The 12,705-nt window shown below is 69.5% G+C and carries 13 protein-coding genes; 9 read left to right on the top strand and 4 right to left on the bottom strand.

All coding sequences use genetic code 11. The features are described from left to right. The first annotated feature begins 5 nt into the window (after positions 1–5). The 6 genes from tal (at position 6) to AB0H76_RS08185 (ending at position 7,147) form a co-directional block, all read left to right on the top strand. On the top strand, positions 6–1,136 hold the full coding sequence (gene tal / locus AB0H76_RS08210; RefSeq protein ID WP_357319089.1) for a transaldolase: 1,131 nt from the start codon (positions 6–8) through the stop codon (positions 1,134–1,136). A gap of 5 nt (positions 1,137–1,141) precedes the next feature. Next, on the top strand, positions 1,142–2,692 hold the full coding sequence (zwf, locus tag AB0H76_RS08205; protein WP_357319086.1) for a glucose-6-phosphate dehydrogenase: 1,551 nt from the start codon (positions 1,142–1,144) through the stop codon (positions 2,690–2,692). Next, positions 2,689–3,597 carry a glucose-6-phosphate dehydrogenase assembly protein OpcA gene (gene opcA / locus AB0H76_RS08200; protein WP_357320519.1) on the top strand — a complete coding sequence of 303 codons (909 nt, stop codon included), beginning with the start codon at positions 2,689–2,691 and terminating at the stop codon, positions 3,595–3,597. Before zwf ends, opcA begins: the two co-directional genes overlap by 4 nt. Further along, complete coding sequence (gene pgl, locus AB0H76_RS08195; protein WP_357319083.1) at positions 3,590–4,333, top strand: 6-phosphogluconolactonase; 744 nt, start codon at positions 3,590–3,592, stop codon at positions 4,331–4,333. The genes opcA and pgl overlap by 8 nt, the downstream gene beginning before the upstream one ends. A 113-nt stretch (positions 4,334–4,446) precedes the next feature. After that, positions 4,447–6,606, top strand: a complete 2,160-nt coding sequence (locus AB0H76_RS08190; RefSeq protein ID WP_357319080.1) for a thiamine pyrophosphate-dependent enzyme — start codon at positions 4,447–4,449, stop codon at positions 6,604–6,606. 67 nt (positions 6,607–6,673) lie between these two features. After that, positions 6,674–7,147 (top strand): hypothetical protein, encoded by a 474-nt coding sequence (locus AB0H76_RS08185; RefSeq protein WP_357319077.1) that lies wholly within the window; start codon positions 6,674–6,676, stop codon positions 7,145–7,147. On the opposite strand, the gene AB0H76_RS08180 is transcribed toward AB0H76_RS08185, so the two are convergent. Then, a complete protein-coding gene (locus tag AB0H76_RS08180; RefSeq protein ID WP_357319074.1) occupies positions 7,117–7,596 on the bottom strand; it encodes a hypothetical protein in 480 nt (159 codons plus the stop codon). The genes AB0H76_RS08185 and AB0H76_RS08180 overlap by 31 nt on opposite strands. 128 nt (positions 7,597–7,724) lie before the next feature. Next, positions 7,725–8,675: an alpha/beta hydrolase gene (locus AB0H76_RS08175; RefSeq protein ID WP_357319071.1), complete on the bottom strand. Its 951-nt coding sequence runs from the start codon at positions 8,673–8,675 to the stop codon at positions 7,725–7,727. A gap of 86 nt (positions 8,676–8,761) precedes the next feature. Here AB0H76_RS08175 and AB0H76_RS08170 point away from each other — a divergent pair, with 86 nt between their 5' ends. After that, complete coding sequence (locus AB0H76_RS08170) at positions 8,762–9,610, top strand: SDR family NAD(P)-dependent oxidoreductase (RefSeq protein WP_357319068.1); 849 nt, start codon at positions 8,762–8,764, stop codon at positions 9,608–9,610. Between the two features lie 106 nt (positions 9,611–9,716). Here AB0H76_RS08170 and secG read toward each other — a convergent pair whose 3' ends face one another. Then, the gene (gene secG / locus AB0H76_RS08165; RefSeq protein ID WP_357319066.1) at positions 9,717–9,950 is read right to left on the bottom strand and encodes a preprotein translocase subunit SecG; all 234 of its coding nucleotides are present in this window, start codon (positions 9,948–9,950) and stop codon (positions 9,717–9,719) included. 58 nt (positions 9,951–10,008) lie between these two features. Then, entirely contained in the window at positions 10,009–11,619 is a 1,611-nt protein-coding gene (locus AB0H76_RS08160; RefSeq protein ID WP_357320516.1) for an MFS transporter, read from the bottom strand. A 350-nt stretch (positions 11,620–11,969) separates the two neighbouring features. On the opposite strand from AB0H76_RS08160, the gene AB0H76_RS08155 reads away from it, so the two are divergent. Then, positions 11,970–12,239: a hypothetical protein gene (locus tag AB0H76_RS08155; protein WP_357319063.1), complete on the top strand. Its 270-nt coding sequence runs from the start codon at positions 11,970–11,972 to the stop codon at positions 12,237–12,239. 52 nt (positions 12,240–12,291) lie between these two features. Continuing rightward, positions 12,292–12,702 carry a hypothetical protein gene (locus AB0H76_RS08150; protein WP_194813961.1) on the top strand — a complete coding sequence of 137 codons (411 nt, stop codon included), beginning with the start codon at positions 12,292–12,294 and terminating at the stop codon, positions 12,700–12,702. The last annotated feature ends 3 nt before the right edge of the window (positions 12,703–12,705 follow it).

Genomic DNA, 12,705 nt, shown 5'->3' with positions numbered 1-12,705 from the left:
TTCCTATGTCGCAGAACGAGAATCTCGCCGCCCTGTCGGCGGCCGGCGTCTCCATCTGGCTCGACGATCTCTCCCGGGACCGCATCCAGTCCGGCAATCTGGCCGAGCTGATCAGCACCCGCGGCGTCGTCGGCGTCACCACCAACCCGACCATCTTCCAGGGTGCGCTGAGCCAGGGTCACGCCTACGACAAGCAGGTGAAAGAGCTTGCCGCACAGGGCGCGGACGTGGATTCGGCGATCCGCACCATCACCACCGACGACGTGCGCGCCGCCTGCGACGTGCTGGCCGGGGTCTACGAGGCCTCCGGCGGCGTCGACGGCCGGGTCTCCATCGAGGTCGACCCGCGCTTCGCCTTCGACGCGGACAAGACCACCGCCCAGGCCGTCGACCTGTGGAAGACGGTCGACCGTCCGAACCTGTTCATCAAGATCCCCGCGACCGAGGCGGGCCTGCCCGCGATCAGCGCGGTGCTCGCCGAGGGCATCAGCGTCAACGTGACGCTGATCTTCTCGGTCGCGCGCTACCGCGCGGTGATGGGCTCCTACCTGGAGGGCATCAACAAGGCCAAGATCGCGGGCCACGATCCGGCCAAGATCCATTCCGTCGCTTCGTTCTTCGTCTCCCGGGTGGACACCGAGATCGACAAGCGCCTGGAATCGATCGGCTCCCCGGAGGCGCTGGCGCTGCGCGGCAAGGCCGGCGTCGCCAACGCCCGCCTGGCCTACGCCGAATACGAGGACGTGTTCGACGGCGGCAAGCACACCTCCACCTACGCGCACCTGGCCTCCTCCGGCGCCAACCGGCAGCGGCCGCTGTGGGCGTCGACGGGCGTGAAGAACCCGGACTACTCCGACACCCTCTACGTCACCGAACTGGTCGCGAAGAACACGGTGAACACGCTGCCGGAGAAGACCCTCGAGGCCTTCGCCGATCACGGCGAGACCCGCGGCGACACCCTGAGCGGCACAGCGGACGCCGCGCAGGCGGTCTTCGATCAGCTCACCGCGGTCGGCATCGACCTGGCCGACGTGTTCGAGGTGCTCGAGCGCGAGGGCGTGGAGAAGTTCGAGAAGTCCTGGGCGGAACTGCTGACCGCCACCGGCGAAGAGCTGCGTGGAGCTGGGAGCAACTGACACCGATGGCCGGCACAGCAGAGGTCAGGAAGAACCCGCTGCGTGACGAGCGGGATAAGCGGGTGCCGCGGATCGCGGGCCCGTGCAGCATGGTGATTTTCGGGGTCACCGGTGATCTGTCCCGGAAGAAACTGATGCCGGCCATCTACGACCTCGCGAACCGGGGGCTGCTGCCCCCGGGTTTCGCGCTGGTCGGCTTCGCGCGGCGCGATTACGCGGACGAGGATTTCGCGCAGGTCGTGCTCGACGCGGTGAAGTCGCACGCCCGCACGCCGTTCCGCCAGGAGGTCTGGGATCACCTGGCCGAGGGCTTCCGGTTCGTGCAGGGCAGTTTCGACGACGACGCGGCCTTCGCCCGGCTCGCCGAGACCCTGGCGAACCTGGACAAGGAGCGCGGCACCGGCGGCAATCACGCCTTCTACCTGTCGATTCCGCCGGCCATGTTCCCGGTGGTGCTCGATCAGCTCTCCGAGCACGATCTGGCCCAGTCCACCCGCAGCGACGGCAGCAAGCCGTGGCGGCGGGTGGTGATCGAGAAGCCCTTCGGCCACGATCTGGACAGCGCCGTCGAGTTGAACGCGCTGGTCAACGGGGTGTTCCCGGAGGAGACGGTCTTCCGTATCGACCACTACCTCGGCAAGGAGACGGTGCAGAACCTGCTGGCGCTGCGTTTCGCCAACCAGCTGTTCGACCCGATCTGGAACGCCAACTACGTCGACCACATCCAGATCACCATGGCCGAGGACATCGGCCTGGGCGGGCGCGCCGGCTATTACGACGGCATCGGCGCCGCGCGCGACGTCATCCAGAACCACCTGCTGCAGCTGCTCGCGCTCACCGCGATGGAGGAGCCGATCAGCTTCCAGCCCAAGCAGTTGCAGGCCGAGAAGATCAAGGTCCTCTCGGCGACGAAACTGGTCGAGCCGCTGGACGAGACGACCGCGCGCGGTCAGTACTCCGAGGGCTGGCAGGGCGGTGAGCAGGTGGTCGGGCTGGCCGACGAGGAGGGTTTCGATCCGCAGTCGCGCACCGAGACCTACGCCGCGATCACCCTCGAGGTCGACACCCGCCGCTGGGCCGGGGTGCCGTTCTACCTGCGCACCGGAAAACGCCTGGGGCGCCGGGTGACCGAGATCGCGATCGTGTTCAAACGCGCGCCGCATCTGCCCTTCGATCAGACCATGACCGAGGAACTCGGCCAGAACGCCCTGGTCATCCGGGTACAGCCGGACGAGGGCATCACCATGCGGTTCGGGTCCAAGGTGCCCGGGTCGAGCATGGAGGTGCGCGACGTCAATATGGATTTCAGCTACGGCGAGGCGTTCACCGAGTCCTCCCCCGAGGCCTACGAGCGCTTGATCCTGGACGTGCTGCTCGGGGTGCCGTCGCTGTTCCCGGTGAACGAGGAGGTCGAATTGTCCTGGAGCATCCTCGATCCGGTGCTCGACCACTGGGCCGCGGGCGGTAAGCCCGAGGCCTACGAGGCGGGTACCTGGGGTCCGGCCTCGGCCGACGAAATGCTGGAGCGCACCGGCCGCGAATGGCGGCGCCCGTGATCGTCGACATGCTCGACACCACCACCGGCGCGGTCACCAAGCGCCTGGTGCAGCTGCGCGAGAGCAACGGTGTCATCACCATGGGCCGGGTGCTCACCCTGGTGGTGTGCACGCTGGACAGCTCCGAGGCCGAGGACGCGATCGACGCCGCCAACGACGCCAGCCGCGAACACCCTTGCCGCGTCGTCGTGCTGGCGCGCGGCGATCGGGAAGCGCCGACCAAGCTGGACGCCCAGATCCGGGTCGGCGGCGACGCGGGCGCGGCCGAGGTGATCGTGCTGCGGCTGCAAGGCGAGCTGATCAATCACGAATCCAGCGTGGTGATCCCGTTCCTGCTGCCCGATACCCCCGTGGTCGCCTGGTGGCCCCGGGGCGCGCCGGAGTTCCCGTCCAAGGATTCGGTCGGCCGCCTGGCGACCCGCCGCATCACCGACGCCACCTTCGCACCGGACCCGCAGGCCACCATCAAGAAGCGCCTGGCCTCCTACGCCTCCGGTGACACCGATCTGGCCTGGAGCCGGATCACCTACTGGCGCGCGCTGCTCGCCGCCGCGCTGGACGAGCCCCCGTACGAGCCGATCGAACGGGTTCTGATCTCGGGTCTGCGCGAAGAACCCGCGCTGGACATGCTGGCCGGCTGGCTGGCCGAACGGCTCGGTTGCCCCGTGCATCGCCAGACCGGCGAGCTGCGGGTGGAACTGCACCGCTCCTCGGTCTCCATCGCCATCCAGCGACCGCAACACGGCACCACCGCCACCCTGACCCGCACCGGCGATCCGGATCAGCGCATCGCCTTGGCGCGCAGGGAAACCCGCGACTGCCTCGCCGAGGAACTGCGCCGGCTGGACGCCGACGAGATCTACGTCGAGGCCCTCTCCGGAATCGAGAAGGTGATCTATGACTGACCGCATTCCCGCCGACACCGTAGAAGTCCATCCCGGCACCGACGCGCTCGTCGCCGCGGCCGCCGCCCGTTTCGTCGAGATCGTGGTGGCCGCCCAGGCCGCGCGCGGCTCGGCCTCGGTCGTGCTGACCGGCGGCGGCACCGGCATCGGCCTGCTGGAGCAGGTGCGCCGATCGCCCGGTGCCATCGACTGGTCGAAGCTCGACGTCTTCTGGGGCGATGAGCGTTTCGTCCCCGCCGGTGATGCCGAACGCAACGAGCTCCAGGCCCGCGAGGCCCTGCTCGATCACGTCCCGGTCGACCCGGCACGCGTGTATCCGGTCGCCGCCTCCGACGGCGAGTACCCCGACCCGGTCGAGGCCGCCGCCGAGTACTCGGCCACCGTGCACGCCTACCTCGCCGAGCACGGGTCCTTCGACCTGCACCTGCTCGGCATGGGCGGCGAAGGGCACATCAATTCGCTGTTCCCCGACACCGACGCGGTCCGCGAAGCGCACGAACTCGTTGTCGCGGTATCGAATTCCCCGAAGCCGCCGCCGGTGCGCGTCACCCTGACCTTGCCCGCCGTCCGGCGCTCGCGCCACGTGGTGCTCGTCGTGGGTGGCGCGGGCAAAGCCGAGGCGGTGGCCGCGGCCATCGGCGGCGCCGAGCCGACCGACATCCCCTCCGCGGGGGCGCGCGGCCAGGAATCCACCACCTGGATCCTCGATAAGGAAGCCGCCGCCGACCTCGGCTGACCACCCCGCGTCCTTCGGAAATATTCCGGTCCGATCCGCACCGGTCGGGATATTTCCGGAGATCGCGGGGCAATCTGCTGACTTCGGGTGGTCTTGTCGGCGATGATCGCTGCATGACCGAGCAGCGAGTCGATCTGGACGAGCGGTTCCGCACCGCGGTGTCGGCGGTGGAGGCGGGGCGTGCGGGCGCGACGGCGCTAGCCGGTTTCGGCGGGGCCGAACTGGTGGAGCTGTTCGAATCGCAGGCCACCAGCAGGCATTTGGATCTGGCGGCGCGGCGGCTCGGGGTCGAGCGGCGGGGGTATTACAGCATCGGGTCCTCGGGGCACGAGGGGAACGCCGCGGTGGCGGCGGCGTTGCGGGTGAGCGATCCGGCGTTGCTGCACTATCGGTCCGGGGGCTTCTTCGTGCAGCGCTGCCGGCAGCTGCCGGAGCTGGATCCGATCCGGGACGTGCTGCTGGGAGTGGTGGCGGCCGTGGCGGATCCGATCTCCGGTGGGCGGCACAAGGTGTTCGGGAGCAAGCCCGCCGGCATCATTCCGATGACCTCGACGATCGCCTCGCATCTGCCACGGGCGGTCGGTCTGGCCTTCGCGCTGGAACGGGCCGCGCGGCTGGGGATCTCGTCGGAGTGGCCCGCGGATTCGGTGGTGCTGTGCAGTTTCGGGGACGCCTCGGCGAACCATTCGACCGCGGTGGGCGCGATCAACACCGCGATTCACACCGCGCACCAGGGTGTTCCGATGCCGGTGCTGTTCGTGTGCGAGGACAACGGGATCGGGCTCAGCGTGCCCACCCCGCCGGACTGGATCGAGCAGGCCTACGGTGTCCGCCTCGGCCTGCAATACTTCTACGCCGACGGCTGCGACCTGATCGACACGCTCACCACGGCTTCCGCTGCCGCACACTGGGTTCGGAAGCATCGCAAGCCCGCGTTCCTGCGGCTGCGGACGGTACGCCTGCTCGGCCACGCGGGTTCGGACGTGGAATCCGCCTATCGCCGCCCCGCCGAGATCAGCGCGGACCTGGACCGCGACCCGGTCCTGTCCACCGCGCGCATCCTCATCGGCGCCGGAATCGCCACCGCGGACCAGCTTCTCGCCCGCTACGACGACATCGCCCAGCGCGTCACCGACACCGCCGAGGTGGTCTGGCGCGAGCCGAAACTGGCCTCGGCCGGCGCGGTCATCGCCCCGCTCGCCCCCACGCACCCGGACGAGATCCGCGCCGACGCCGTCCGCACCGGTCCGAGCGAGGCTGCGGGCGCGGACCGAATGACGTTGGCGCAGGCCATCAATCACACGCTCGCCGACCTGCTCGACCGCGACCCGGACATCCTCGTGTTCGGTGAGGACGTGGGCCGCAAGGGTGGCGTGTACGGCGTCACGAAGGGGTTGCAGAAGCGGTTCGGATCGCGGCGGGTGTTCGATACCTTGCTCGACGAGCAGAGCGTGCTCGGTACCGCCCTGGGCGCGGGGCTGGCGGGTTTCGTGCCGATCCCGGAGATCCAGTATCTCGCCTATCTGCACAATGCCGCCGACCAGTTGCGGGGCGAGGCGGCGACGCTGTCGTTCTTCTCGCACGGCCGTTTCCGCAATCCGATGGTGGTGCGGATCGCGGGGCTGGCCTATCAGAAGGGCTTCGGCGGGCACTTCCACAACGACAACGCGCTGGCGGCCCTGCGGGATATCCCCGGGCTGGTGCTGGCGGTCCCGGCCCGGGCCGACGACGCCGCCGCGATGCTGCGCACCTGCGTCGCCGCCGCCCGGGTGGACGGGCGGGTCTGCGTCTTCGTCGAGCCCATCGCCCTGTATCACACCCGCGACCTGCACATCGGTGACGATGTCTGGCCCGCGGCGAGCACGGGTGACCATGTCGAGCTGGGCCGGGCCCGCAGCTACGGCGACGGCGCCGACCTCACCATCGTCACCTTCGGCAACGGAGTTCCGATGAGTCTGCGGGCGGCGCATCGCCTGCACGAGCACGGGCACGGCGTCCGCATTCTCGACCTGCGCTGGCTGGCGCCGCTGCCGGTGACCGATCTGCTGGCGCAGGCCCGTGCGACCGGCCGGGTGCTCGTCGTCGACGAAACCCGGCGCAGCGGCGGCGTTTCCGAGGCGGTCTGCACGGCGCTGCTGGACGGCGGGTTCGACGGCCGGATCGCGCGGGTCACCAGTGCCGACAGTTTCATCCCGCTCGGCCCGGCGGCCGCGACCGTCCTGCTGGACGAGGCCGCCATCGTGACCGCGGCGGGCAAACTGCTCGCCGAATAAGGCACGCGTGGCCGCGCCCGGGAAATACAGTGGACGGGCCACCGCCCCGCAGGGAAAGGACAGTCGCATGACCACGATGTCCACGCTCGGCGAAGTACGTCCCGAACACGAGCGCGGCGCCGATCTGGTCCTGCTGCACTACCTGCGCTCGTTCCGCCTGCCGGTGCCGGAGGTGTGGTCGGCGTGCACCGACCGCGGCCAGTTGAGCCGCTGGCTCGGTGCGGTCGCGGGCGGCGGCGGCACCTTCACCCTGGCACCGCTCGACGGTCCGGCCACGGGCCCGCACGCCCTGCGCATCGACCACTGCGCCGCACCGCACGAGCTGGTCTTCCACCTCGACGGCTGCCTGCTCGAACTGCATCTCGACCAGGTCGGCGTGCTCACCAACCTCGAGCTCGTCCGCCGCCACCTCTGCCCTGCCGACGCCCCCGAGATCGGCCCGCGCTGGCAGTACCTGCTCGACCGTCTGACCGCCTACCTCGCGGGACAGCCCCTGCCCAGCTGGTCGGACTATCCGGCACTGGACGGCGAATACCGGTAGCCGAGCCACACGGTCGTCGCCTTGGCGAGCGCGCACCACAGGGTGACGACCGGAAAGGCCAGCAGCGCTAGGAAGAACGCCGCCGCGGTCGGGGTGATCGACTGGTCGATCGGGTAACCGGGATTCATGACGAAGGTCAGCAGATAGAACCCAAGGGCGTGCCCGAGCACCGCGAACCCCGCGCCGATCGCGATCAGCCCGCGCCCGACGGGTGCGCCGCGCAGCAGCAGGGTCGCGCCGGGAAACAGGAGCAGCGCACTGATGCCGAAGCAGCAGGCCAACGCTTGCAGCGTCTCGTCGCGTTCCACGTCGTAGGGCTTGGTGTTCTCCGATTCCATGAAGGCCAGGAAACTGGCGGCGGCCATGGCCGGCGCACCGAACAGGGCGAGGGTGGCCGCGGCGTAGGCACTCGCCCCGTTCGGCCGCGGCAGCTCGGATTCCGACATCACAGGCCGACCCTAACCGGGCCGATCATCCGAAATCGCTACCGGCGCAGCCTCTCCGGCGTTCCATCACGAAATCTGCACAACTCGCGAGAATCCGGCGGCACCCCGCCCACTCCTCCGGCACCGGCCCCTCAGGAACCCAGCAGATCGCGCAGGTGCGCGACGAGCAGGGTGTTCACCTCGTCGGTGCGCTCCAGCTGCACCAGGTGACCCGCGTCGGAGATCTTGGTGACCTCGCGCAGTCCGGGTACATGAGCCTGCATGGTGCCCAGCGGATCCCGGCCGCTGAACCCCTCCATGTCCGGGTCCCGGTCGCCGTACATGAAGTAGGTGGGGACGGTGACCTTCGCGTCCGCGTAATCGGCGGTGAGCTCCCAGTTGCGGTCCAGGGCCCGGTACCAGTTCAGGCCGCCGGTGAATCCGGTGCGGTCGAATTCGGCGGCGAGCGTGTCGAGGTCGCTCTCGGCGAACCAGCGCCACGGCAGCGCGGGCGCCGCGGGCAGCACATCGAGGTATCCGGTGCCCTCGGCCGGATGCTGCCAGGTATCGAGGTAGTGGTAGTCGGCACTGAGCGAGTAGTAGACGCGGCGCAGGAACGACTTCGGGTCCGCGGCCAGTTCGGCGTCGGCCACGCCCGGCTTCTGGAAGTAGTCCAGGTGCAGGAAATGCCGTTTCGCCGCGCGCGCCCACAGTTCCGACGGGGCTTTCGGCGGGCGCGGCTGGATCGGGTTGTTCAGCACGATGATGCCGCTGATGCGTTCCGGGGCCCGCCAGGCCAGCTCCCACACCAGCTGGGCGCCGAAATCCAGGCCGACGAAGACCGCTTTCTCCGCGCCGATGTCGTCGAGCAGGCCCAGCAGGTCCCCGATGACCGCCTGGTTGGTGTAGGCGTCCGGCCCGTCCGGCACCTCGGTCTTGCCGTAACCGCGCAGGTCCGGCGCAATGGCGCGGTATCCGGCGGCCGCGACGGCCGGCAGCTGCCGATGCCACATGTACCAGGTGTGCGGGAAGCCGTGACAGAAGATCACCGGGTGACCTTCGCCCTGCTCCGTGACGTGCAACCGCGCACCGTTGGTGTCCACGAACCGATGCGACGGCCCCTGCTCTGCAACCACTCTGTCTCCAAACTTAGAACGTGTTCTTATTTTCACGGTAGTGTCCCGGAGTCGTGAGTGGAATAGCGCAAAAGCTCGACGGAAAGATCGCCGTGGTCACGGGCGCGAGCCGGGGCATCGGCAAAGGCATCGCCTTGGAACTGGGCGCGGCGGGAGCGACGGTGTACGTCACCGGCCGCACGGCCACGACCGGACGGCTGCCCGGCACGGTGGCCGAAACCGCCGCGCAGATCGACGAACTCGGCGGCACCGGCGTGCCGGTCGTCTGCGATCACCGCGACGACGACGCCGTGCAGCAGCTCTTCGAGCAGATCCGCACGGAGCACGGGAAGCTCGACGTGCTGGTCAACAACGTCTACAACTCCCCCGCCGCCGCCCGCTGGCTCGGCAAGCCGTTCTGGGAGGTGCCACCCAAGGCGTGGGACGAGACCTTCGATATCGGCGTCCGATCGCACTACGCGGCAAGTTATTTCGCCGCCCCGCTGCTGATCGCGGCCGACGGCCTGATCGTCAACATCTCCTCGCCGGGCGCCGAGCGGTACATGCACAACGCGGTCTACGGCGTCGCCAAGACCGCCCTGGACCGCCTGACCGCCGACATGGCACACAACCTCGCGGACACCGGAGTGACGGTTGTCTCACTCTGGCCCGGGATCGTCAATACCGAACTGCTGCAAATGGTCCCGGCCGGCGCCGACGGCAAGCGCGTGGTCACCCTCCCCGGCGAAGGCAGCTACGACCTCGACGAAGCCGAAAGCCCCCGCTTCCCCGGCCGCGCCGTCGTCGCTCTCGCCACCGACCCGCACCGCGAATCCCGCACCGGCAACGCCTACCGCGTAGCCGACCTGGCCGACGCCTACACCTTCACCGACGTCGACGGCCGCATCCCCCGCGCCGACTAGACCCGCACAGAAAGCTGCCGCACGGCCGTGGCGCTCGCAGATGTGCGGTGGCGCCGAAGGCTGTGCGGCAGTCAGGTGCGGACTATGCGGAAGGGGTGTGCGGGGATCAGGCGTACTTGATCTCGAGGCCGATGCCCAAGATCGCGATCAACCAGATGACACCGGTGAAGACCGTGAGACGGTCGAGGTTCTTCTCGACCACTGTGGAGCCGGACAGGCTCGATTGCACGCCGCCACCGAAAAGGCTGGACAGGCCTCCACCCTTGGCGCGGTGCAGCAGCACCAACAGCACCAGCAGCACGCTGGTGATGATCAGGAGGATATCCAGGAACATCCGCATGGCCACAGTGTATGGGCACGCGTGCCCAGGCCCCTAATCGACCCGGCGACCGCTCCCGCTACCGCGGTCCGACGGCGACCAGATGGGTGATCCGGTCCTCGCCGAGGGTGTAGCGGGTGACCTCTTTCTCGCGCAGTTGATCAGCGGTGGTGAGCCGCACCTGATGCTGATGCATGTGCTCGGCCCAGGACCGCACCACGAACGCCTCCACGTACCGGTCGAGCACGCCGACATCGCGGTACAGCCGCCACTCCATGGCCCCGGTGCGCTGGCGGGACCGGCCGACGAACACCATCGCCGCCATGAAGTCGTCCACGTTCTCGGCGGGCACGTCGTAGGTCCGCAGCACCATGACCGGCCCGTCCTCGGGCTCGGGCGACACCACCAGCTCCGGTTCGGCCCAGTACGCCGAGGGCGTCAGGTCCAGATCCTCGAGGTTGTGCCGGATCGGCAGCCACACGCTGGTCAGCGCGCTGCAGGCGAGCAGCCCGGCGGCGATGAGCAGCGCGGCCACCGCGCCGAGTTCGTGCGCGACCAGGCCCCAGAGCAGCGAGCCGATCGCCTGCCCGCCCATGAACACCAGCAGATACACCGACAGCCCGCGGGCCCGCACCCACGCGGGCAACAGCAGCTGCATGGTCGCGTTCATCGTCGACATGGCCAGCAGCCAGGCCAGGCCCGCCCCGACCAGCAGCGCCAGCACCAGTGGCAGCGAGCCGAGCAGGGCCGTGCCCGCGGAGGCGAGACCGAACAGCACCGCCGCCGCGGTCAGGCGCTGGGTAGGCGTCAGCCAGGCCCGGATCCGGGACAGCCCGAGCGCACCGAGCACCGCGCCGATGCCGAGCGCGCCGAGCATGAGGCCGTAGCCGGAGGACGAGAGCCCCAGTTCCTCGCGCGCGATCACCGGCAGCAGCGCCCACAGCGCGCTCGCGGGCGCGATGAACAGGATCGAGCGCAGCAGCACCCGACGGATCGCGGGAGCGGCCCGGATGAACCTGGTCCCGGCCTGCAACGCGGCCAGCGGCCGTTCGGTCGGCAGCTTGCGCGCGGTGGCCGGCCGCTGCCAGAACGCCAGCACCACCACGATCCCGACGAAGGAGACCGCGTTCAGCGCGAACACCAGGGTCGGCCCGGACAGCGACACCAGCACACCGGCCACCGCCGGCCCCACCGCGCGCCCGATATTGATGTTCATGCTGCCCAGCGCGGAGGCCGCGGGAATCTGCTCCCGCGCAACGAGTTCGGGCTGGATCGCCTGCCAGGCCGGGCCGGTCAGCGCCTGACCGCAGCCGATCAGGAACAGCAGCGTCAGCAGGACACCGGGTGAGGTGTGGCCGGTCGCGGTCGTGATGGCCAGCACGGCGGCCAGCACCGCCATCGTGGATTGCGCGCCCAGCAGCAACCGGCGCCGATCGACCAGGTCGGCGATGACGCCGGACGGGATCGCCAGCAGCATCACGGGCAGGGTGATCGCGGTCTGCACGAACGACACCAGCGCGGCGGCGTTCGGCTCGTCGACCAGGATCCACTGCGCGCCGACGGTCTGCATCCAGGTGCCGAGGTTGGACACCAGCTGCGCGATCCACAGGGACCGGTAGACGCGGGACCGTAGAGGGGCCCAGGTGGAGAGCGGGGTCGTCGCGTCAGCTGCGGTCACTCGGCAGAGCATATCGCCGGATTGCCCGGATCCCGCGTTCGCCGCCTTGGGGCCGGGCACCCGGGATTGCCGGATGTACGCCAAGCGGCAACCACCACCGACCGCCTCCGCCGACAGCTTGTGCCACATCCGCGAGGAACAAGCGTCGACGGCTGGCTGTGCCACTCGGCCCGGGCGGCGACCACCCGCGCCGGCGCGCCACGCACGTTCGCCCGAAAGTTGCACGGCCGTCCCGGGATCCGGATTCCGCCCGCCCCGCGGACCGCGGGTAATCCGGGCCGGTAACACTGGGCAAACGCCCCGCTCAGCGGCCTTGCCGCCGTTAGAATCTCGGCATGACTGCGGAGCGTAGAACGAGGAAGGTGACCATCACCCTCCCCGAGGAAATCGCGGCCACACTGGATCTTTGGCGCGAACGCGGTCAGATCAGCTCCGTCTCCGCCTACGTCGCCGACTCGGTGAAAACCCGCATGGATCGCGCCGAAGTCGACCGGGTCGAAGCACTCGCCAAGGTCGAAGAGGTGATCGGCGGTCCGCCGCCGCTGGAGATGATCAACCGGGCCCGCGCGATGCAGGGCCTGCCGGCGTTGTCCCAGAAGGAATTCGACGAGCGCCGACCCGGTGCCGCGTGAGGGCGCCCGTCCGGGGGACCACTGCCGCGGGGGCGGCGAGCGAGGCGATGCCGTGACCGACCGTAGTGAACTCAGCGGGGTCGTCTTCGACACCGCCGCATTGACCGCCTGGGCGCACCGGGTGATGTACGCCCAGTCCGTCGTGTGGACCACCTCCGAGGCGGGCAACACCCTGCTCGTCCCGGTGACGGCGCTGGTCGCGGCGCGCGCGCTGATTCCGGTGCGCCGCCACGACATTCTCTCGGCGCTGCTGGATCTGCCGAACACCGTCATCCGGGGCCTGGACGGCCCGGCCAGCCGCCAGGTCGGCGCCACGCTGCTGGGCCGCCGCGATGCCGACACCATGGTCACCGCGGGGCACGTCACGCTGGAGGCGGTCAATCGCGGCTGGTCCTGTTTGACCGACCGCCCGGACAAGCTGCGCGAACTCGACCCGCGGGTGATAGTCGACGTGCTGCCGTAACTC

This window comes from Nocardia sp. NPDC050712 (genome assembly GCF_040654295.1).
GTDB lineage: Bacteria > Actinomycetota > Actinomycetes > Mycobacteriales > Mycobacteriaceae > Nocardia.
This window is presented reverse-complemented; position numbering and strand designations above follow the sequence as displayed.